This is a genomic window from Pseudomonas aestiva (assembly GCF_039908605.1).
In the GTDB taxonomy this organism is placed as follows: Bacteria; Pseudomonadota; Gammaproteobacteria; order Pseudomonadales; family Pseudomonadaceae; genus Chryseomonas; species Chryseomonas aestiva.
Genome location: NZ_CP150916.1, coordinates 1,831,901 through 1,852,136 on the forward strand (window position 1 = coordinate 1,831,901; position 20,236 = coordinate 1,852,136).

Genomic DNA, 20,236 nt, shown 5'->3' on the forward strand with positions numbered 1-20,236 from the left:
TCCCACTGGAACCGTGCCGCAATGGACTATCTGCTACAACTCGCCGCCGACCCGACCGTCTGGGCTGCCCTGGCCACCCTGATCGTGATGGAGGTGGTGCTGGGCATCGACAACCTCATCTTCATCTCCATCCTGACCAACAAGCTGCCCACTCACCAGCAGCAGAAGGGCCGTCGCATCGGCATCAGCCTGGCGCTGATCCTGCGCCTGGGTCTGCTCGGCACCGTGGCCTGGATCGTCCAGCTCACCGAACCCATCATCGAGGTGTTCGGCAAGAGCTTTTCCTGGAAGGACCTGATCCTCATCGCCGGTGGCCTGTTCCTGCTGTGGAAGGCGACCAAGGAGATCCACCACAACGTCGATCCCGAGCCCGACAGCGCCCTGACCAAGGGCGGCGAGACGGCGACCCTGGCGTTCGGCTCGGCCATCGTGCAGATCCTCTTGCTGGACCTGGTGTTCTCGGTGGACAGCATCATCACCGCCGTCGGCATGACCGAGCACCTGCCGGTGATGGTGATCGCGGTGGTGGTGGCGGTGACCGTCATGTTGCTGGCGGCCGATCCCCTGGCCAAGTTCATCGACCGCAACCCGACCGTCGTGATGCTGGCGTTGGGGTTCCTGATCATGATCGGCATGACCCTGATCGCCGAGGGTTTCGGCGCCCATGTGCCCAAGGGCTACATCTACGCGGCCATGGCCTTCTCGGCGCTGATCGAGGGCCTGAACATGCTGTCGCGGCGAGCCAAGCGTCGCCAGCAGGCTGCCGGCAAGTAAGGGCAGGGCGTGTCGGAAAAGGCCTTGTTACATTCCGGCACGCCTATTGCTAACAATAACTGGAAAGTCTAGGCACTATCGGTCAAGACCTTTGTCATAGCAGCGTCACACGTGAGGTTTACAACTGAAGTCATGAACATACAAGCCCAAGCCCAGAACGCCATGCATGCCCTCAGCGCCGCTTTCGCGCCGATGAGCTGCGTCATCGACGCCCCTAGCAAGCGGGGTTTTTCCTTCATCGTCGTCAACGAGCATGGCGTGGCCAAGCACACCCGCCGGATCTACCGCGACGAATACAGCACCCCGAGCCGCCTGCAGGCCATCATCGACAGTACCCGTCTGGCCATCGCCGGCTGAGATTCAGCCGGCTTCCGCTTTACCCCTCCCGCCTTACCTTCTGCGCCCCACCCGAGCTACGGGTGTACCGGCGGCAGATACGCCAACGTTCCCCCCAACAGCCACAGCAGCACCAGCACCAAGGGTGCATGGACCAGCAGCTGCACGAAGGAAAAGCCGACCAGGTCGCGCGCCTTCAGCCCCAGCACGCCCAGTAGCGGCAGCATGTAGAAGGGATTGATCAGATTCGGCAGTGCCTCGGCGGCGTTGTAGATCTGCACGGCCCAACCCAGGTGATATTGCAGGTCGTTGGCCACCTGCATCACATAGGGCGCCTCGATGATCCACTTGCCTCCGCCCGAGGGGATGAAGAACCCCAGCAGCGCCGAGTAGACGCCCATCAATAGGGCGTAGGTGTCGTGGGTGGCGATCTGGGTGAAGAATGCCGCGATATGGTGCGCCAGGGTCTGGCCATCGGCGCCGTTGACCTTGGTCAGGATCGCGGCGATGGAGCCGTACAGCGGAAACTGGATCAGCACCCCGGTGGTGGCCGGCACGGCGCGGGCCACGGCGTCGAGGAAGTGCCGCGGCCGCCAGTGCAGCAAGGCCCCCACGCTGATGAACAGCAGGTTGTAGGTGTTCAGCCCGGAGATGGCCTCGATGGCCGGCTTGCTGGCGAATTCCTGTACCAGCCAGCCGGCGGCCAGCAGGACCAGCAGCACGATCAGGATCGGACTGTATTCGAGCCATTCGCCCGGACGGGTCGGCTTGTCTGCGGCCTTGGGCGCCGGGGTGACGTCGACACCGCAGGCGCGGGCATCGCGCGCGCTGTCCGGTCCTGGCGCGGTGACATAGGCGATCACCGCCGAGACCACCAGCAACACCAGCAGCAGGGCGCCGGATTGCCAGAGGAACAGTGTCTGGCTGAAGGGGATCACCCCGGTGATGGCCAGGATCGATGGCGGCAGACTGGCCGGATTGGCCTGCAGCTGGGCCGCCGACGACGACAGGCCCAGCGCCCAGACCGCGCCCAGGCCCAGGTAGGCCGCGGCGCCAGCGGCGCGATAGTCCATCTTGAGTTCTTCGCGGCGGGCCAGGGCACGCACCAGCAGGCCGCCGAACACCAGGCTCAGGCCCCAGTTGAGCAGGGAGGCGAGCATGGCCACCAGGGCGACCCAGCACACCGCGCCGCGGCCGGTCCGGGGCACCCGCGCCAGGCGCTCGATCAGGCGCCCGGCCGGACCGGAACTGGCCACCACATAGCCGCCGATGACCACGAAGGCCATCTGCATGGTGAAGGGAATCAGACTCCAGAAACCGTCGCCAAAGGCCTTGGCGGTCTTGGCCGCGGGGGCGCCCATGCCGAGGGCGGCCAGGGCCACCACGGCCACGGCGAGCACGGCGAACACCCAGGAATCGGGAAACCAGCGCTCGGCCCAATTGGAACAGGCCAGGGCGAACCGCGCGCTGCGCGAATCGCGGGAAGGGGTTGAGCTCATGGTGGATCCTTTTGTTGTTGTTTTTTGTGGGAATGTAGTGCGGGACGGTGATGCATTGATCGCGGCCATGGGCCGCTCCTACGGTGGTCTCCGGACCTGTAGGAGCGGCCCATGGCCGCGATAGGCTTTAACGCCGCTCCACCGCCAGGGCCACGCCCTGGCCACCGCCGATGCACAGGGTCGCCAAGCCACGCCGACCCTCCCGCCGACGCAACTCGTGCAGCAGGGTCACCAACACCCGGCAACCCGAGGCACCGATGGGATGGCCCAGGGCGATGGCGCCGCCGTTGACGTTGACCTTCTCGTCATCCCAGCCCAGCTCCTGACCCACGGCCAGGGCCTGGGCGGCGAAGGCTTCGTTGGCCTCGATCAGGTCCAGGTCGGCCAATTGCCAGCCGGCCTTTTCCAGGGTCTTGCGGGTGGCCGAGACCGGGCCGATGCCCATGATCGCCGGGTCCACTCCGGCGCTGGCGTAGGCGGCGACATGCGCCAACGGTGTCAGACCCAGGGCGGCCGCCCTGGCCGCGCTCATCACCAGCACCGCGGCGGCGCCGTCGTTGAGGCTGGAGGCGTTGCCGGCGGTGACGCTGCCGTCCTTGGCGAAGGCCGGACGCAGGCGCGCCAGTCCCTCGGCGGTGGTATCGGCGCGGATGCCCTCGTCGGTATCGAACAGCAGCGGCTCGCCCTTGCGCTGGGGAATGGCCACCGGGGTGATCTCCTCGCGGAAGCGGCCGGATTCCACCGCTGCCGCGGCGCGCTGCTGGGAACGCGCGGCAAAGGCGTCCTGGGCCTCGCGGCTGAGCTGGTACTTCTGCACCAGGTTCTCCGCGGTCTGGCCCATGTGGTAGTCGTTGAAGGCATCCCACAGCCCATCGCTGAGCATGGAGTCGACCAGCTCGGCATGGCCCAGCCGCAGGCCGGTGCGCACCTTGGGCAGCACATAGGGCGCCAGGCTCATGTTCTCCATGCCGCCGGCGATGACGATCTCGGCGTCGCCGCAGCGGATCGCCTGGACGGCCAGCTGCACCGCATTGAGGCCGGAGCCGCAGACCTTGTTCAGGGTCAGGGCCGGCACCTCGTGGGGCAGGCCGGCCTTGACCGCTGCCTGGCGCGCCGGATTCTGGCCGGCGCCGGCGGTGAGCACCTGGCCGAGGATGACTTCATCCACCTGCGCCGGGGCCACGCCGGTCTGCTCCAGCAGGGCGCGGATGACGGTGGCGCCGAGCTCCACGGCGGGCACATTGGCCAGGGAGCCCTGGAAACTGCCGACCGCGGTGCGGGTGGCAGCGACGATGACGACGTCTTGCATGGCTGGGATCTCCTCAGGCCTGGATGGGGGCGCCGGTGGCGGCGCGCAGTTCATCGAGGCTGACGCCTTCGGCCAGCTCCACCAGCCGGAGACCGCCCTCGGTCACCTCCAGCACGGCCAGGTCGGTGATGATCAGGTCGACCACGCCGACCCCGGTCAGCGGCAGGTCGCAGGCCGGCAGGATCTTGTGGGCGCCCTTGGCGGTATGCTCCATCAGCACCACCACGCGCTGCACCCCAGCCACCAGGTCCATGGCGCCGCCCATGCCCTTGACCATCTTGCCGGGGATCATCCAGTTGGCCAGGTCGCCCTGGGCCGACACCTGCATGGCGCCGAGGATGGCCAGGTTGACGTGGCCGCCGCGGATCATGCCGAAGCTGGCGGCGCTGTCGAAATAGCTGCTGCCGGGCAGGGCGGTGACGGTCTGCTTGCCGGCGTTGATCAGGTCCGGGTCGACCGTCTCGGCGGTCGGGAAGGGGCCGATGCCGAGCAGGCCGTTCTCCGACTGCAGCCAGACGTCCATGCCGGCGGGAATGTAGTTGGCGACGAGGGTCGGCAAGCCGATGCCGAGGTTGACGTAGAAGCCGTCCTGCAGCTCCCGGGCGGCGCGTTGCGCCATCTGTTCGCGGGTCCAGGCCATCTTACTTCTCCTCGCTCAGGGTGCGTTTCTCGATGCGTTTCTCGGGATTGGCGTTGACCACCAGGCGCTGCACGAAGATGCCGGGCAGGTGGATCTGGTCGGGGTCCAGCTCGCCGACTTCCACCAGCTCTTCCACCTCGGCGACGCAGACGCGACCGGCCATGGCGCACAGCGGATTGAAGTTGCGCGCGGTCTTGTTGAATACCAGATTGCCGGCCTTGTCGGCGCGTTGCGCCTTGACCAGGGCCACGTCGGCGGTCAGCGCCAGTTCCATGACATGCGGCTGGCCATTGAAGTCGCGCACCTCCTTGCCCTCGGCCACCAGGGTGCCGTAGCCGGTGCGGGTGTAGAACGCCGGGATGCCCGAGCCACCGGCGCGCAGCTTCTCGGCCAGGGTGCCCTGGGGGGTGAATTCCAGCTCCAGTTCGCCGGCCAGATACTGGCGCTCGAATTCCTTGTTCTCGCCCACGTAGGAGGAAATCATCTTGCGGATCTGCCGGGTCTCCAGCAGTTGGCCGAGGCCGAAGCCGTCCACCCCGGCGTTGTTGCTGATGGCGGTCAGTTCGCGGGCGCCGGTGTCGCGCAGGGCGGCGATCAGCGCCTCGGGAATGCCGCAGAGGCCGAAGCCGCCCACGGCCAGGGTGATGCCGTCGCCGACCAGCCCGTCGAGGGCGGCCGCGGCGTTGGGATAGAGCTTGTTCATGATGGAGATCCTCTTGTCGTTATTGAGCGGTCCAGCCGCCGTCCACGGTCCAGGCGGCGCCGCGCACCTGGGCGGCGGCGTCGCTGCACAGGAACAGCGCCAGCTCGCCCAACTGGTCGGTGGTGACGAAATCCTGCGACGGCTGCTTTTCGCTGAGCAGGTCGCGACGCGCCTGATCCGGATCGCTGCCACGGCTGTCCAGTTGCTGCTGGATTAGCGGGGTGAGCACGAAGCCTGGGCACAGTGCGTTGCAGGTGATGCCGGTGCGGGCGGTTTCCAGGGCGGTGACCTTGGTCAGGCCTACCACGCCATGCTTGGCGGCGACATAGGCGGCCTTGCCGGTGGAGGCCACCAGGCCATGCACCGAGGAGATGTTGACGATGCGGCCCCAGTTGCCTTCGCGCATGCCCGGCAGCGCCAGACGGGTGGTGTGGAACACCGCCGAGAGATTGAGGGCGATCACCGCGTCCCACCGCTCCACCGGAAAGTCCTCCACCGGCGCCACGTGCTGGATGCCGGCGTTGTTGACCAGGATGTCCACGCCGCCGAAGTCGCGTCTGGCGTAGGCGAAGAGGTCTTCGATCTCCTCCGGCCTGGACAGGTCGGCGCCGTGGAAGCCACTCCGGGCGGCGAGACTGGCCTGGGCCACAGCGGGATCGCCGAAGCCGTTGAGGATGAGGGTGGCGCCAGCGGCGGCCAGGCGCTGGGCGATGCCCAGGCCGATGCCGCTGGTGGAGCCGGTGACCAGGGCGGTCTTGCCGGTGAGGTCCATGGTGGTCTCCTTAGACGAGGCCGGTCAGGTAGTAGAGGGCGATGACGAAGAACACCGCCACGGTCTTGATCAGGGTGATCTTGAACACGCCGCCATAGGCTTCGCGGTGGGTCAGGCCGGTCACCGCCAGCAGGGTGATCACCGCGCCGTTGTGCGGCAGGGTGTCCATGCCGCCACTGGCCATGGCCGCCACCCGGTGCAGGACTTCCAGGGGAATGCCCGCGCCATTGGCGGCGGCGATGAAGGTGTCGCTCATGGCCGCCAGGGCGATGCTCATGCCGCCCGAGGCGGAACCGGTGATGCCGGCCAGCAGGGTCACGCTCACCGCCTCGTTGATCAGCGGATCGGGGATGGCCTTGAGGCCCTGGGCGAACAGCACGAAGCCGGGCAGGGCGGCGATCACCGCGCCGAAGCCGTATTCCGACGCCGTGTTCATCCCGGCCAGCAGGGCGCCGGAGACGGCGGTCTTGCTGCCTTCCGCCAGGCGCCCGCGGATGGCGCCGAAGCCGGTCGCCAGCACCAGCAGGATGCCCGCCAACAACGCGCCTTCGACCGCCCAGATACCAGTCAGCTTGGCCACCTCCTGGGTCACCGGCTTGGCCATGCCGGGCAGGGCCAGGTTATGGGTGGCGCCATACCAGTCGGGAATCCAGCGGGTCAGCAGCAGGTTGAGCACGCCTACCAGCACCAGCGGCGCCAGGGCCAGCCAGGGGTTGGGCAGCGGCAGGTCGGCGGCGGTCTCGGGTTCGTTGCGCAGCGGCACGCTGGCATAGCCTTCGCCGCTGTTGCGGGCCTTGCGGCGGGCGCTGCCGAGGTAGGTCAGGCCAACGGCGATGACGAACAGCGAACCGGCCAGGCCCAGCCAGGGCGCGGCCCAGGCGGTGGTCTGGAAGAAGCTGGTGGGGATGATGTTCTGGATCTGCGGCGTGCCGGGCAGGGCATCCATGGTAAAGGAGAAGGCGCCCAGGGCGATGGTCGCCGGAATCAGCCGCTTGGGGATGTCGCTCTGGCGAAACATCTCCGCTGCGAAGGGATAGACGGCGAAGACCACCACGAACAGCGACACACCGCCATAGGTGAGCAGGGCGCAGACCGCGACGATCACCGGGATGGCTCGTTCGCGCCCGAGCAGGTGGATAGCCGCGGCGACGATGGCACGGGAAAAGCCCGACAGCTCGATCAGCTTGCCGAACAGGGCGCCTAGCATGAAAACCGGGAAATAGAGTTTGAGAAAGCCCACCATCTTGTCCATGAACACCCCGGTGAAGGCGGGCGCCACGGCGGACGGATCGGTAAGCAGCACGGCGCCGAGGGCGGCGAGGGGGGCAAAGAGGATGACACTGAAACCCCGGTAGGCGGCGAACATCAGCAGCGCCAGGGCGGCGAGTGCAATCAGGACACTCATGGCTTCTCCTAGAGCTTCGCCTGGGGCGAAGCGGTTCTTGTTGTTATAAGGGCGATGCAGGAATCGCCCGAATGCAGGAGCCAGAACCGTGCCAGCTTTGTAAGTTGTTGTTTTGTATAATCTTTTATTTTGATCTCTGCCCGCTACCGATAGATTGTCTCAAAAGCTAGACCCCGTAGGTTGGGCTGAGCGAAGCGAAGCCCAACATCAGTCCACGTGCGGCAATGTTGGCCTTCGACGATAAAGCGGTTTCAAACCAGCCTACGCCGTGACTCTGTAGGAGCGGCCCATGGCCGCGATAAACGATCTATCGCGGCCATGGGCCGCTCCTACGGACTGCGTCTCTATATCTGGACATGTCTCATGTTTGAGACATCAGCCCCAGCGCCACCAGCTTCTTGTACAGCGTGGACCGCCCCAGGCCCAGGCGGCGCGCGGCTTCGTCCACCTTGCCGCCGCAGGCGGCCAGGGCGCCCTGCAGCAGCTCGCGATCAAAGCGCTGGCGGGCTTCGGCGTAGGTTTCGCCGGTCCGGTAACCGATCGACTCGCCGGTCGTCGAGGGGGCGGGGGCGATGCCCAGGGCCGCCGTCAGCGCCGCGGCATCCAGCTGGCTGTCGTCACCCAGCAGCACGGCGCGTTCCAGCACGTTGCGCAACTCGCGCACGTTGCCGGGCCAGGGTTGGCGCTGCAGCAGCGCCAGGCCGTCGGCGGTGAATTCGGGCATTGGCTGTCCGTTCAGCTTGCGCAGGTCAGCGAGGATGGCCTCGGCCAGCACCCCCAGGTCGTCGAGGCGTTCTCGCAGGGGTGGAATGCGGATCGGCAGGACATTGAGCCGGTAATAGAGATCGGCGCGAAAGCGCCCCTCAGCCACGGCCGCCTCCAGGTCACGCGAGGTGGCGGCGATCATGCGCACGTCACAGGCCAGCACCTCGTTGGAGCCCAGCGGCTCGTACTCCTTTTCCTGCAGTACCCGCAGCAACTTGGCCTGCAAGGCCAGGGGCATGTCGCCGATCTCGTCGAGAAACAGGGTGCCGCCCTGGGCGATCTGCAGCTTGCCCGGGCGGGCCCGTCGCTCGGCGCCAGTGAAGGCGCCGGGCGCGGTACCGAAGAATTCCGCTTCCAGCAGGCTTTCCGGGATGGCCGCGGCATTGATGCTGACAAAGGGCCGCCCGGCGCGTGGCGAGGCGCCGTGGATGGCGTGGGCCAGCAACTCCTTGCCGGTGCCGGTCTCGCCCAGCAGCAGCACCGCGGCCTCGCTGGCGGCGGCGCGCCGGGCGCGACGCTTGACCTCCAGGCTGGCCGGTCCGCTGCCGACGAAGTGGCCGAAGCCATACTTGGCGGTGCGGGCGTGTTGCAGCGAGCGCCGGGTGGTGGCCAGCTCTTCCTGGATGCGCAGGTAGCGGGTCACCAGCGGCGCCAGTTGCTGCAGCTGGTCGAACAGGGCGAAGCCGATGGCGCCGATCAACTCGCCTTCGTCGGTATGGATCGGCAGACGCATCACTACCAGCGGTCCGTTGCGGGTCTCCAGCATGTCCAGCAGGATCGGCTGGCCATTGCGCGCCACCTCGCGCAACAGGCTATGGGGAATGATCTGTTCCACCGGCTGACCGATGGCGGCGGCGGCATCCGGCAGGCCGAAGTGCTGGGCGTATCTCTGGTTGATCCAGACGATGCGCGCCTCGCGGTCGACGATCACGGTGCCATTGCTGGTCTGCTCGATGATCTCGAACAGCGAGCGGATCGCCCGCTGGCGGATCTCGGCGTAGTCCTCCAGGTCCGGCAGGCCGGGCGAGGGGCGACTCATGGCTTCAGCGCATGGCGCAGCTGGTGCAGCCGCCGCTGGACGATACGCTCGCGCCGCGCCGCGTCCCACTCGTGAAAGCCCGCACCACTGCGCAGGCCGGTGCGGCCGGCCGCCACCTGGTCTTCCAGCAGCTGCAGCGGCGCCTCGTCTCGCGCCAGGGTCGGCCAGAGGTGGCTGGCGATGTCGCGAAAGGTGTCCAGGCCGCCCATGTCCGCCGCTTCCAGCGGACCGACCATGGCATAGCGCCGGCCCAGCGAGGCGCGCATCACCCGGTCCACCGTCTCGGCATCCGCCGCGCCGCTCTGCACGATGTGCAGGGCCTCGCGCAGCAGGGCGAATTGCAGGCGGTTGCCGACGAAGCCGGGAATGGCGTGCTGCAAGACCACGGCCTCCAGGTCGGCGGTCTCCAACAGCTGGCGCACGGATTCCAGATGGGCGGGCAGGGTGGCCGTGCCGGGCACCAGCTCCACCAGCGGGATGAAGTGCGGCGGATTCCAGAAGTGGGCGATCAGCAGGCGCTCGGGATGGTGCAGGTGCGCGGCCAGCTCGTCCGGTGGCAGGCCGCTGGTATTGCTGGCGATCAGGGCATCGGGGCGCAGCACGGCTTCAAGCTGGGCGTAGAGCCGGTGCTTGAGCTCCAGGCGCTCGGGCACGGCTTCGAACAGCAGGTCGCAATCGGCGAGATCGGCCAGGTCGGTGGTGGTGGTCAGGCGGGCGATCACCGCCTCGGTGTCCACCGCGATGTCGGCTTCTTCCAGCTCGGCGAGCAGGGTGCGCGCGGTGGCGGCCACCTCGGCGAGGCGGACGGGGTCGACGTCCTGCAGCCGCACGGCATGGCCGTGGCGCGCCAGATGCACGGCGATGCCGATGCCCATGAGACCGGAACCCAGGACGGCGAGGCGTGGCGTGGTCATGATCTTTTCCTTGTGAGACGGCCGCGGCAACCGTCTCACACTTGACTGCCCCCGGCCAAGGCACGGATCGCCGCCTTGCACCAAAGGCGGGCCCCGGTAATGGATTCGTTGCGGGACGCTGGGCTCTGTCTCGCTCCTTGGCAGGGGCTGGCATGGGCACTGCTACAGGACAGGCACGTCCATCCCGAGGAGTCCCTTATGAGCAACGCCGGCAACGACTATCCCCTGAGCGAAGTGCCGCCCCACGCCCGCAAGGGTCTGGCCTCCCTGGCCATGGTGCTGCTGGGCTTCACCTTCTTCACCGCCACCATGTTCGCCGGTGGCAAGCTGGGGGTGGCCTTCGGTTTCGCCGACCTGCTGCTGGTCATCGCCCTCGGCAATCTGCTGCTGGGTCTCTATGCCGCCGCCCTCGGCCATATCGCCTGTCGCAGCGGCCTCAACTCGGTGCTGATGGGGCGCTTCGCCTTTGGCGAGCGCGGCAGCAAGCTGTGCGACCTCATCCTCGGCTTCACCCAGATCGGCTGGTACGCCTGGGGTACGGCCACCGCTGCGGTGGTGCTGGGCAAGTACTTCGGCCTGGAGCAGGGCGCGGTGCTGGCGCTGATGGCGGTGTTCGGCCTGGGCTTCTGCGCCACCGCCTACATCGGCTACCGGGGCCTGGAGATCCTCTCCTGGATCGCCGTGCCGACCATGGCGCTGCTGCTGATCCTGTCCATGAGCGTGACCACCGCCAAGGCCGGCGGCCTGGCCGGCCTGCTGGCGATCCAGCCCAGCAGCAGCCTGGACCTGTCCACCGCCATCACCCTGGTGTTCGGCACCTTTGTCAGTGGTGCCACCCAGGCCACCAACTGGACGCGCTTCGCCCGCTCCACCAGGGTGGCGGTACTGGCCAGCCTGATCGGCTTCTTCCTCGGCAACGGCCTGATGGTGCTGATCGGCGCCTATGGCGCCATCGTCTACCAGCAACCGGACGTAGTGGAGGTGCTGATGTTGCAGGGCTTCGCCACCGCCGCCCTGGCCATGCTGCTGCTCAACATCTGGAGCACCCAGGACAACACCATCTACAACTTCGCCGTGGCCGGCTGCAACCTGGTGCGCACCAGCCGCCGCAAGACGGTGACCCTGGCCGGCGCCCTGATCGGCACCGCCCTGGCGCTGCTAGGCATGTACGACCTGCTGGTGCCCTATCTGGTGCTGCTCGGCACGGTGATCCCGCCCATCGGCGGGGTGATCGTCGCCGACTTCTGGCTGCGCCACCGCGGCCGCTATCCGCTGCTCGCCGAGGCCCGCCTGCCGCACTACAACTGGCCGGGTCTGGCCGCCTATGGGCTGGGCACCCTGGCGGCCTTCAATTCACCCTGGGTCGCGCCCCTGGTGGGCATCGGGGTGGCGGCGCTCGGCTATGGCGTGTTCAATGGCCTGAGTCGCGATCGTCGTACCGCCGCCCCCGCTTCGCTCTAGGAGATCGACCATGCGCATCCTCAACGCCCGCCTGCGTGACCGCGAAGGCCTCCATGACATCCGCCTCGAAGGCGGACGCATCGCCGCCATCGCCGAGCAGTTGATGCCTCCCGCGGTAGGGCCGGACGACCTCGACGCCGCCGGCAACCTGGTGGTGCCGCCCTTCGTCGAGCCGCACATCCACCTCGATGCCACCCTGACCGCCGGCGAGCCGCGCTGGAACATGAGCGGCACCCTGTTCGAAGGCATCGAATGCTGGGGCGAGCGCAAGGCCACCATCACCCAGGAAGACACCAAAACCCGCGCCACGCGCACCATCCGCGCCCTGGCCGCCCACGGGATCCAGCACGTGCGCACCCATGTCGATGTCACCGATCCGTCGCTGGCCGCGCTCAAGGCCATGCTGGAGGTGCGCGAGGAAACCCGGCACCTGATCGATCTGCAGATCGTCGCCTTTCCCCAGGAGGGCATCGAGTCCTTCAAGAATGGGCGCGAGCTGATGGAGGAGTCGATCCGCCTGGGCGCCGATGTGGTCGGCGGCATCCCGCACTTCGAGTACACCCGCGACCAGGGGGTGAGCTCGGTGAAATTCCTCATGGACCTGGCGGAGCGCACCGGCTGCCTGGTGGACGTCCATTGCGACGAAACCGACGATCCCCACTCGCGCTTCCTGGAGGTGCTGGCCGAAGAGGCGCGCAGCCGCGGCATGGGGTCGCGGGTCACCGCCAGCCACACCACCGCCATGGGCTCCTACGACAACGCCTACTGCGCCAAGCTGTTTCGCCTGCTGACCCATGCCGGCATCAACTTCATCTCCTGCCCGACCGAGAGCATCCACCTGCAGGGCCGCTTCGACAGCTTTCCCAAGCGCCGTGGCGTGACCCGAGTCAACGAGTTGCTGGAGGCCGGCCTCAATGTCTGCTTCGCCCAGGACTCCATCGTCGATCCCTGGTATCCGCTGGGCAACGGCAACATCCTGCGCGTGCTGGAAGCAGGGCTGCACATCTGCCACATGCTCGGCTATCGCAACCTGCAATCGGCGCTGGACCTGGTCACGGTGAACAGTGCCAAGGCCCTGTGCCTGGGCGACCGCTATGGCCTGGAGGAGGGGAGACCGGCCAACCTGCTGGTGCTGTCCGCCGACAGCGACTACGAGATGGTCCGCAGCCAGGGCCTGCCGCTGTATTCCATCCGTAACGGCAAGGTGCTGATGCAGCGCCGCCCGGCGCAGGTGGAGTTGGCGGATCGGTAACGGGTGGCGGTCAGGGCGGTCCGCCGATGCGGACAGGCTCATGCCAGTCGCTGGCGATTCTTCAGGACCGACAAAGACCTGCCACTCGCTCGAATAACCCCCTCTCCCTCTGGGAGAGGGCTGGGGTGAGGGCAAGTCCCATGCCGAAGCCCCAGCGGAAAAGGCTGCGCCGTTTCCACGTGACGGCTGACACGGATCGCAGCCATGGGCCACTCTTACGGGGAGCCAGGGTATCGGAGCGGCCGCATCGATGGACCGCCAACGCCGTGCTTCAGGCACAGGTGCTGGCCTCCGAGATCGCCTCATGACCAAGCGCCTGGTCAAGAGACCTCGAGCATGACGACTGTGAACAGGCAGGCTAGCCCCGTTACCATTATTGCGAGTGCCCAGCCAAGCAGCTTCATTTTATCTTTCTGGGCATCTTCCACGTGCATCCCCTGCAGGACCAAGGTCAAGCGAAGATAGGTTGTTATTTGGGGAAACGAGCGTGGTTCCGGGTTGGAAAAGTAGTCGTGCAGGTACGGGCAGTCGTTCCACGCCAACCCCTGGCGTTGCTGTTCCGCGAAGCGCGCAGAGGGCTTCCTGCCGCTGAAGTCACGAAAGCAGGCAGGTCGGTCCATTGGCGTTATGGCGGGTCGATCTCATCGGCGTTTCATGCATGATCGACCCGGTCGCGCCTGCTTGTCCTATACCTTGAAGCGACTGGTCATTTCCTGCAGGCGAACGCCAATGCGCGCCAGTTCCATGCTCGACGAGGCGGTTTCCTCGCTGGCGGCGGCCGTCTGATCGGAGATGTCGCACACGTTGGTCACGCCGCGGCTGATCTCTTCGCCCACAGCGCTCTGCTGCTCTGCGGCGCAGGCAATCTGCTCGTTCATGGATTCGATATCGCGCACCGCCCGGGTAATATGCTTGAGCATCTCACCGGCCTCACGCGACAGTCCTACGCTGCTGTCGGTCAGCAGCATGTTCTGCTCGAGCACCACCGCCATCCGGTCGGTACTCTGACCCAAGCCGGTGATCAGCTGCGCGATCTCGTCGGTGGAAGAGCGGGTGCGCTGGGCCAGCCCGCGGACTTCGTCGGCCACTACCGCGAAGCCGCGACCCGCCTCGCCCGCTCGGGCTGCCTCAATGGCCGCATTCAGCGCCAGCAGGTTGGTCTGCTCGGCTACGGCCTTGATCACATCAAGCACCCCGCCGATGCTTTCGGCATGACCGCGCAGCGTGGCCATGGCGGTCTTGGTCGAATCCATCTCGCTGGCCAATAGCTCGATCTGCGCGACCGCCTTGCTGACGGCCTCATCGCCCTGCAGGGCCTGCTGGCTGGCTTCCAGAGCCGATCTAGCGGCTTCGCCGGCATTGCGTGCCACCTCGTGGGTGGTGGCCGTCATTTCTTGCATCGCGGTGGCGATCTGGTCGGTCTCGACTTTCTGGGACTGCACGCCGGCGCTGGTCTGCTCGGTCACGGCCGACAACTGTTCGGCCGCGCTGGCCACCTGCGCGACGCCGTCCTTCATCTCGCTGATCAACCCACGCAGATTGGTGGTCATCCGCTGCATGCTGGCCTGGAGCGCACCCAACTCGTCTTTACGGATGACCTGCTGCTGATGAGTGAAGTCGCCAGTGGCCACGGTCTCGGCCAAGGCCACGGTTTCCTTGAGCGGCCTCACGATGGAGCGGGTGATCAACCAGGCACTGAGCAGGCCCAGGACAATGGCCACGCCAAGCCAGAGCAGAAGCATCTGACGGGCACCGGCAGCATCGGCTAGCTGGAGGTCATTCTGGATGTCGGTCATCTTGTCGGCCACGGTCAGAATCGCCGTGATGGACGTCGAGATACCGCCCTGCGCCTTATCGACCTCCGCCTGCCCTGTAATCAGGTGCTGCAGCTCGCGCTGATAGTTGCTGACCTCGCCGGAGAACGCCTGGATGGTGTTGCTTGGCAGCTCAGTCGAATCGAGTCCTTTAACCTGGGCCAGCACCGCGGCGATAGCAGTCCGCGCGGCCTCTTCGGTCTCCGGGCTCGGCAGCGAGGCGTAACCGCGGAAGTTCATGCGCATCCGTTGCACGCTGAGGAACAGGTCGGTGACTATCTGGCGATCCGCGTAGCGACCGTTTTCCGCGCTGGCCGCTTTGGACAGTGCCAGGAGCTGCTCATTGGCGGCCTCGGCGGCAGCGGACGCCACCTTGCGCGTGGCTTCCCGCGCGCGGGTGGCGGTAACGGCCTGGTTGTAGAATTCACGGTACCTTTTGAGGGTAGCTTCCGTATCCGTAATCAGGGCGACGTTAACGGGCGATTTGAAGTTTGGCTTGATCGCCAGCAATTGCTTTTCCGTCTTATCCAGTGCCGTGAGCCACTTACCAGCCTGATTGTCATCGGCCTTGACGAAGTACAGCAGGCGCTCGATGCGCATATCTCGCGCCATCGTGCTGAAGTCCGAGATGTCGCTCGCTCGCTCACTACGATTACGAAGAGTGTCAGTGGCCTCCCAACCGGTATAGGCCACCAGCAGGATCATGCCCAGGAGCAGGAAAAAGCCAAGCGTGAGCTTGGCCCGAACGCTGATGTTACTAAGAAAATTCCAGCCATTATGTTGCATATGGACTACCTGGACAGAGGGCTTTTAAGGCGAGCGAGCGGCCGCCGCGCAGGGCGCCGGCAGTCATTAATTATCGCGATACTTTTTTAGTTGGAATCTGCTATAGCGACCCTCCGAAAAACGCGGCGATGCGCTATCGGCTACTGCCGCAACACTTGGCTGCAGAGAGAGAGGCGGGCAGAGCTTTTGGATTAATCTGACAATGAAGATGTGAAAATTTGGTCAACCCTGACAGTCAGGGGATGTTCGGCTTTGCTGTAAGGACAGGCGGCTGGGCTTCATCTACAAAGGTCAGACGGTAGGGCTCCTACCCGGTAAGGCTCATCTGCCGGCCCAGTATGGTACGGTCCAGGTATGGCCCGTTGGGCTTCGCTACGCTCAACCCAACCTACGACGGCTCATCTATCGTGACCTTGTCGGTATATCGGAGGTCGGGCTGAGATGGCTCCATCGTCGAAGCCCAACGTTGGCGGTGTTGGGCTTCGCCGGCGCTCAACCCAACCTACGAAAACCTACCGCCCGCTTTCCGCGAAATCCCGTAGCGCCGCGCCGTCCAGGCGATAGCGCACCCACTCGCGCTGCGCCTTGGCGCCCAGGCTTTCATAGAAGTCGATGGCCGGGGTGTTCCAGTCCAGCACGCTCCATTCGAGGCGGCCGCAGTCGTTGGCCACCGCCTCCCGAGCCAGTTCGCGCAGCAGCCCCTTGCCCAGGCCGGTGCCGCGGGCGCTGGGGCTCACATAGAGGTCTTCCAGGTAGATGCCGTTGCGGCCCAGCCAGGTGGAATAGCTGTAGAAATACACGGCATAGCCCACCACCGCGCCGTCGTGCTCGGCGACCAATGCCCGGGTCGGAGTATCGGCGGCGAACAGCGTGGCCTCGATCTGGGACGGGCTGGCCAGTACCTCGTGAACGGCCTTTTCATAGTCGGCCAGTTCGACGATCAGTTCGTGGATGCGGGTGGCGTCTTCGCGGCGGGCGGGGCGGATCTGGGTGGTCATGGGTGCCTTGGTCTGGTCGCGGGGCGGCGCCGACCTCAGGAGGGCACCACTGCCCGATTGGCGGATCCGGCCAGCATGGCGGCGACCTGCGCAGCCAGCTGGTCCAGGGTGAAGGGCTTGGTCATCAACTCCATGTTACCACCCAGGAAGGCGTTCCTACTGAGCGCACCTTCGGCGTAGCCGGTAAGGAACAGCACCGGCAGCCGCGGCCTGAGCTGCTGGATGACCTCCGCCAGCTGGCGACCGTTGAGGCCTGGCAGACCGACATCGGTCACCAGCAGGTCCAGCTGGGGAATCTGATCCAGCAGGCGCAACGCGGCCTTGCCTTCGGCCGCGCTCCACACCTGATAACCCAGGGCTTCCAGGGCCTCCTGATTGACCAGCCGGACCGCGACGTCGTCCTCCACCAGGAGAATGGTCTCGCCGGCACCCTGGGTGAATTCCGCCGGGTCGCTCCGTTTCGGTTCGTGGCGTTGCTCGGCCGTCGGCAGGAAGACGCAGACCTGCGTCCCGCTGGCATCGCTGGCGAGGGTAAGACGGCCATTGCTCTGTCGGGCGAAGCCATAGACCATCGACAGCCCCAGGCCGGTGCCCTGGCCCTGGGGCTTGGTGGTGAAGAAGGGTTCGAGCACCTTGTCCAGCAGCCGCTCCGGGATACCGGTACCGCTGTCCCGCACCTCGATGCAGACATAGTCGCCCGGGGCCAGGGCCTCGTCGTCGGTCCCCGGCTCGGTGACCGTCAGCAGCGAGGTCGCCAGGGTCACGACACCGCCATCCGGCATGGCATCGCGGGCGTTGATCACCAAGTTGAGCAGCGCATTTTCCAGCTGGTTGGCATCGGCCAGGATCCAGGGCAGGTCCTCGCCCAGCGCCAGCTCCACCGAGATCTGTTCGCTCACGGTGCGCTGCAACAACTCCTGCAGCGCCAGGATCAGCTCGTTGGCGGACATCGGTCGGGATTCCAGCGACTGCCGGCGGGAAAAGGCCAGCAACCGCTGGGTAAGGGCGGCCGCCCGGTGCGCTGAGTGCTGCGCGGCCTCCATGTACCGCTCCAGGCCGGCGAGCTGTCCCTTGTTCTTGATCTTCATCAGATCCAGGGCGCCCAGCACCCCGGTGAGCATGTTGTTGAAGTCATGGGCGATGCCGCCGGTGAGCTGGCCGACCGCTTCCATCTTCAGCGACTGGCGCAACTGCTCTTCGGCGCGATTGCGCTCGGCGGTTTCCCGCTGCAATTCGCTGAGGGTAAGCGCCAGGGTGCGGGTGCGCTCCGCGACCTGGAGTTCCAGTTCTTCGTTGAAGCGACGCAGCGCCAGTTCGGCGCGCTTCTCGTCGCTGACATCGGCGATCACCGTGGTCGCCCCGATGATCTGCCGGCCGGCGTCGTGCAGCGGCACCGCGCTCACTCGCAGCCAGGATTCCTCGCCGGCTGCACTGGTGTGATAGAAATCCTGGCCCTTGACCCGCTCGCCAGCCAGTGCCCGAGCACCCGGAAAGCGCTCGGGTGGCAACAGTCGGCCACTGTCGTCGAGCGCGGTCCAGCGCGACACCTCCCCAGGCTGCCGGGAAGGAATGTGCTGACCCGGCACGTACTGCTCATAGAAGGGGTTGCTGACCAGGGTCCGACCCTCGGCATCCATGAAGCACACCCCGACCGGCAGATTCTCCAGCAGCGTCTGCAGGCGCTCGCGTTCCTGGGCGAGTTCGGCGAGGCGGTCGCGCATCTCGAACTGACGCAGGCGCGACCGCCAGGCCGCCGCGACGCTGCTCAGCAGCGAGGCGCCACTCAGCGGCCGTTCGAGGATGACCAGGTTGGTGGTCGCCGCCGGCAGCTGTCGGCGCAGGAGATCGTTGCCACGCCCCGAGCGCTTGGCATCGGAAGCCAGCAGTACCAGCGGGATATCCGACCAGGTGGGCTGCCGCTCCAGAGCCTCTGCCAGGGCGCTCAGGTCCTGGCGCAGGGCTTCCTCGGTGAAGACGATGATGCCAGTGTCGTCGCCCAGGGCCGCCGCGACCTCGTCGAGGCTGGCAACGTAGCGGGTGAGATAGCCCTGGGTAAAAAGCCGCTGCAGGTTGGCCGCGTCACCGCGAAGCGGGGCACAGATGATCAGTTCGCAGGCAGGCGTCTTGGACTCGGTCAATCGCGCTCTTCCATCAGGGGCTGCCTGGCACCGAAATACTCCGGGGTGCCGGTCAGCACACCACGGAAGTCCACCAGCGGCTGACCCACCCGGATGCCCTGGGTATCGATGCGCAATTCCCGTATCGCATCCTCATGCCCGCCGCCGCGGTGCTTGAGGATGGAAATGGCCTTGCGCAGACGGCCGTGCGCTTCGAAGAAGCGCACCAGCACCACCGTATCGGCAATGTAGGAAATATCCAGATTGGAGGTCATGGAGCCGACCAGGCCATGCTGGGGATTGATAAGGAAGGTCACCACCCCGGACTGGCTCAGGTAGGAGAGCAATTCGTGCAACTGCAGAATCAGCTGCTGCTCCTGCGGCATGGCCGCCAGGTAGCCATTGAGGCTGTCCAGCACCAGCATCCGGCAGTTGTTTTCCTCGACGTCCTGCCGCACGCGCCAGGCGAATTCGCCGGGCGACAACTCGGCGGGATGAATCTGGTGAACCACCAGCAGACCTTCGTCGATATAGCGCAGCAGCGGCATCCCCATGCTTTCCGCACGCTTGAGCAGGGTGCCGATACGTTCGTCGAATTCGTATACGGCGCATCTTTCCCCGCGCGCGCAGGCCGCCATCACGAACTGCAGGGCGAGCGTCGTCTTGCCGGCCCCCGCCGGACCGGTGATCAGGGTGCTGGTACCGCGCAAGGGCCCGCCGTGCAGCAGCGCGTCCAGGTCCTGGATGTTGCTGGGGACGACGGCGCCAAGGAATTCTTCGTAGTGCCCCGCAGCGATGATCCGCGGATAGATCTCCAGCCCGCCCCGGCGGATGGTGAAGTCGTGATAGCCGGCGACGAAATCTCGGCCACGCAGCTTCTGGATCTGCAGGCGGCGGCGGGCAGCGCCGAAGTCCAGGGTCAGGCGCTCCAGGGTCAGCACCCCGTGGCAGAGGCTGTGCAGGTGGTTGTCCCGCCCGCCTGGACTGGTGGTCAGGTCGTCCACCAGCAGCACGGTGATGCCGCGCCCGGCGAAGAACTGTTTGAGCGCCAGCACCTGACGCCGATAGCGCAGGGGATCCTGGGCCAGCAGACGCATCTCCGACAGGCTGTCGAACACCAGCCGACTCGGCTTGAGTTCATCCACCCGCGCCTGAATCAGCTCGATGGTATCGCCCAGTTCGGATTCCCAGGGGTGCAGGATGGTCTGCTCCTGAGCACCGCCCAGTACCGCATCGGCGGCGGATAGCTCGAACAGCTCCACGCCCTCCAGGCTCCAGCCATGGGACTCGGCCACGCTCTGCAACTCTTCGCTGGTTTCCGATAGCGTGATGTAGAGCACCGACTCGCCCCGGCGTACCCCTTCAAAGAGAAACTGCAGGCCCAGGGTGGTCTTGCCCGACCCCGGTGTACCCTCCAGCAGATAGAGTCGATCGCGGGGTAAGCCGCCGCGCAACACCTGGTCCAGACCGGTATTGCCTGTCGCGATAATTGACGGGCTAGGGGAATTCATGGGTGACCGGACCTCAAGGTGGCGGAAGCGAAGGGGACAGCATGGCCGCGGCCCAGCCTGAGCTCCGGGCAAGCCCGAGAATCCGACGGCAAGGTGCGGGCAGTGATGATGTCACGCCGGGAGTCGACGGCGGAGACCAGA

General features: G+C 66.2%; 16 protein-coding genes. 4 read left to right on the forward strand and 12 right to left on the reverse strand.

The features are described from left to right. Window positions 1–21 precede the first annotated feature (21 nt). Entirely contained in the window at window positions 22–774 is a 753-nt protein-coding gene (locus AABM56_RS08400; protein ID WP_133859484.1) for a TerC family protein, read from the forward strand. Between the two features lie 132 nt (window positions 775–906). Further along, on the forward strand, window positions 907–1,131 hold the full coding sequence (locus AABM56_RS08405) for a hypothetical protein (protein WP_059314350.1): 225 nt from the start codon (window positions 907–909) through the stop codon (window positions 1,129–1,131). A 56-nt stretch (window positions 1,132–1,187) separates the two neighbouring features. Here AABM56_RS08405 and AABM56_RS08410 read toward each other — a convergent pair whose 3' ends face one another. The 8 genes from AABM56_RS08410 to AABM56_RS08445 form a co-directional block, all read right to left on the reverse strand. Beyond that, window positions 1,188–2,609 carry a short-chain fatty acid transporter gene (locus AABM56_RS08410; protein WP_133859483.1) on the reverse strand — a complete coding sequence of 474 codons (1,422 nt, stop codon included), beginning with the start codon at window positions 2,607–2,609 and terminating at the stop codon, window positions 1,188–1,190. A 127-nt stretch (window positions 2,610–2,736) separates the two neighbouring features. Continuing rightward, window positions 2,737–3,918, reverse strand: a complete 1,182-nt coding sequence (locus AABM56_RS08415) for an acetyl-CoA C-acetyltransferase (RefSeq protein WP_133859482.1) — start codon at window positions 3,916–3,918, stop codon at window positions 2,737–2,739. A 13-nt stretch (window positions 3,919–3,931) separates the two neighbouring features. After that, the gene (locus AABM56_RS08420) at window positions 3,932–4,558 is read right to left on the reverse strand and encodes a CoA transferase subunit B (RefSeq protein WP_133859481.1); all 627 of its coding nucleotides are present in this window, start codon (window positions 4,556–4,558) and stop codon (window positions 3,932–3,934) included. A 1-nt stretch (window position 4,559) separates the two neighbouring features. After that, on the reverse strand, window positions 4,560–5,261 hold the full coding sequence (locus AABM56_RS08425; RefSeq protein ID WP_263258717.1) for a CoA transferase subunit A: 702 nt from the start codon (window positions 5,259–5,261) through the stop codon (window positions 4,560–4,562). A gap of 19 nt (window positions 5,262–5,280) precedes the next feature. Further along, window positions 5,281–6,033, reverse strand: a complete 753-nt coding sequence (locus tag AABM56_RS08430; RefSeq protein ID WP_133859479.1) for a 3-hydroxybutyrate dehydrogenase — start codon at window positions 6,031–6,033, stop codon at window positions 5,281–5,283. A 10-nt stretch (window positions 6,034–6,043) separates the two neighbouring features. Continuing rightward, complete coding sequence (locus tag AABM56_RS08435; RefSeq protein WP_133859478.1) at window positions 6,044–7,438, reverse strand: GntP family permease; 1,395 nt, start codon at window positions 7,436–7,438, stop codon at window positions 6,044–6,046. A gap of 361 nt (window positions 7,439–7,799) precedes the next feature. Continuing rightward, window positions 7,800–9,242 carry a sigma-54-dependent Fis family transcriptional regulator gene (locus AABM56_RS08440; RefSeq protein WP_263258716.1) on the reverse strand — a complete coding sequence of 481 codons (1,443 nt, stop codon included), beginning with the start codon at window positions 9,240–9,242 and terminating at the stop codon, window positions 7,800–7,802. Then, window positions 9,239–10,156, reverse strand: a complete 918-nt coding sequence (locus AABM56_RS08445) for a 3-hydroxyacyl-CoA dehydrogenase family protein (protein WP_263258715.1) — start codon at window positions 10,154–10,156, stop codon at window positions 9,239–9,241. The genes AABM56_RS08440 and AABM56_RS08445 overlap by 4 nt, the downstream gene beginning before the upstream one ends. A gap of 198 nt (window positions 10,157–10,354) precedes the next feature. On the opposite strand from AABM56_RS08445, the gene codB reads away from it, so the two are divergent. Together codB and codA are read left to right on the forward strand one after the other, a co-directional pair. Next, the gene (codB, locus tag AABM56_RS08450) at window positions 10,355–11,617 is read left to right on the forward strand and encodes a cytosine permease (RefSeq protein ID WP_263258714.1); all 1,263 of its coding nucleotides are present in this window, start codon (window positions 10,355–10,357) and stop codon (window positions 11,615–11,617) included. Window positions 11,618–11,627: 10 nt separating this feature from the next. After that, window positions 11,628–12,869: a cytosine deaminase gene (gene codA, locus AABM56_RS08455; protein ID WP_208694716.1), complete on the forward strand. Its 1,242-nt coding sequence runs from the start codon at window positions 11,628–11,630 to the stop codon at window positions 12,867–12,869. A 686-nt stretch (window positions 12,870–13,555) separates the two neighbouring features. Here the strand turns inward: codA and AABM56_RS08460 are convergent. The 4 genes from AABM56_RS08460 to AABM56_RS08475 form a co-directional block, all read right to left on the reverse strand. Then, entirely contained in the window at window positions 13,556–15,469 is a 1,914-nt protein-coding gene (locus AABM56_RS08460) for a methyl-accepting chemotaxis protein (RefSeq protein ID WP_347884009.1), read from the reverse strand. Window positions 15,470–15,981: 512 nt separating this feature from the next. Next, window positions 15,982–16,467: a GNAT family N-acetyltransferase gene (locus AABM56_RS08465; protein WP_263258712.1), complete on the reverse strand. Its 486-nt coding sequence runs from the start codon at window positions 16,465–16,467 to the stop codon at window positions 15,982–15,984. A 35-nt stretch (window positions 16,468–16,502) separates the two neighbouring features. Continuing rightward, window positions 16,503–18,605, reverse strand: coding sequence for a response regulator (locus tag AABM56_RS08470; protein WP_263258711.1), 2,103 nt, complete (start codon window positions 18,603–18,605; stop codon window positions 16,503–16,505). Beyond that, window positions 18,602–20,095 carry an ATPase domain-containing protein gene (locus AABM56_RS08475; RefSeq protein ID WP_187978935.1) on the reverse strand — a complete coding sequence of 498 codons (1,494 nt, stop codon included), beginning with the start codon at window positions 20,093–20,095 and terminating at the stop codon, window positions 18,602–18,604. Before AABM56_RS08475 ends, AABM56_RS08470 begins: the two co-directional genes overlap by 4 nt. Window positions 20,096–20,236 lie beyond the last annotated feature (141 nt).

Excerpts from the sequence above, each read along its gene's own strand:
- AABM56_RS08445 (WP_263258715.1), bottom strand. The coding sequence starts at position 10,156 with ATGACCACGCCACGCCTCGCCGTCCTGGGTTCCGGTCTCATGGGCATC.
- AABM56_RS08400 (WP_133859484.1), top strand. The coding sequence starts at position 22 with ATGGACTATCTGCTACAACTCGCCGCCGACCCGACCGTCTGGGCTGCC.
- AABM56_RS08410 (WP_133859483.1), bottom strand. The coding sequence starts at position 2,609 with ATGAGCTCAACCCCTTCCCGCGATTCGCGCAGCGCGCGGTTCGCCCTG.
- AABM56_RS08425 (WP_263258717.1), bottom strand. The coding sequence starts at position 5,261 with ATGAACAAGCTCTATCCCAACGCCGCGGCCGCCCTCGACGGGCTGGTC.
- AABM56_RS08465 (WP_263258712.1), bottom strand. The coding sequence starts at position 16,467 with ATGACCACCCAGATCCGCCCCGCCCGCCGCGAAGACGCCACCCGCATC.
- AABM56_RS08420 (WP_133859481.1), bottom strand. The coding sequence starts at position 4,558 with ATGGCCTGGACCCGCGAACAGATGGCGCAACGCGCCGCCCGGGAGCTG.
- AABM56_RS08435 (WP_133859478.1), bottom strand. The coding sequence starts at position 7,438 with ATGAGTGTCCTGATTGCACTCGCCGCCCTGGCGCTGCTGATGTTCGCC.
- AABM56_RS08475 (WP_187978935.1), bottom strand. The coding sequence starts at position 20,095 with ATGAATTCCCCTAGCCCGTCAATTATCGCGACAGGCAATACCGGTCTG.
- codB (WP_263258714.1), top strand. The coding sequence starts at position 10,355 with ATGAGCAACGCCGGCAACGACTATCCCCTGAGCGAAGTGCCGCCCCAC.
- AABM56_RS08430 (WP_133859479.1), bottom strand. The coding sequence starts at position 6,033 with ATGGACCTCACCGGCAAGACCGCCCTGGTCACCGGCTCCACCAGCGGC.
- AABM56_RS08415 (WP_133859482.1), bottom strand. The coding sequence starts at position 3,918 with ATGCAAGACGTCGTCATCGTCGCTGCCACCCGCACCGCGGTCGGCAGT.
- AABM56_RS08440 (WP_263258716.1), bottom strand. The coding sequence starts at position 9,242 with ATGAGTCGCCCCTCGCCCGGCCTGCCGGACCTGGAGGACTACGCCGAG.
- AABM56_RS08405 (WP_059314350.1), top strand. The coding sequence starts at position 907 with ATGAACATACAAGCCCAAGCCCAGAACGCCATGCATGCCCTCAGCGCC.
- AABM56_RS08460 (WP_347884009.1), bottom strand. The coding sequence starts at position 15,469 with ATGCAACATAATGGCTGGAATTTTCTTAGTAACATCAGCGTTCGGGCC.
- codA (WP_208694716.1), top strand. The coding sequence starts at position 11,628 with ATGCGCATCCTCAACGCCCGCCTGCGTGACCGCGAAGGCCTCCATGAC.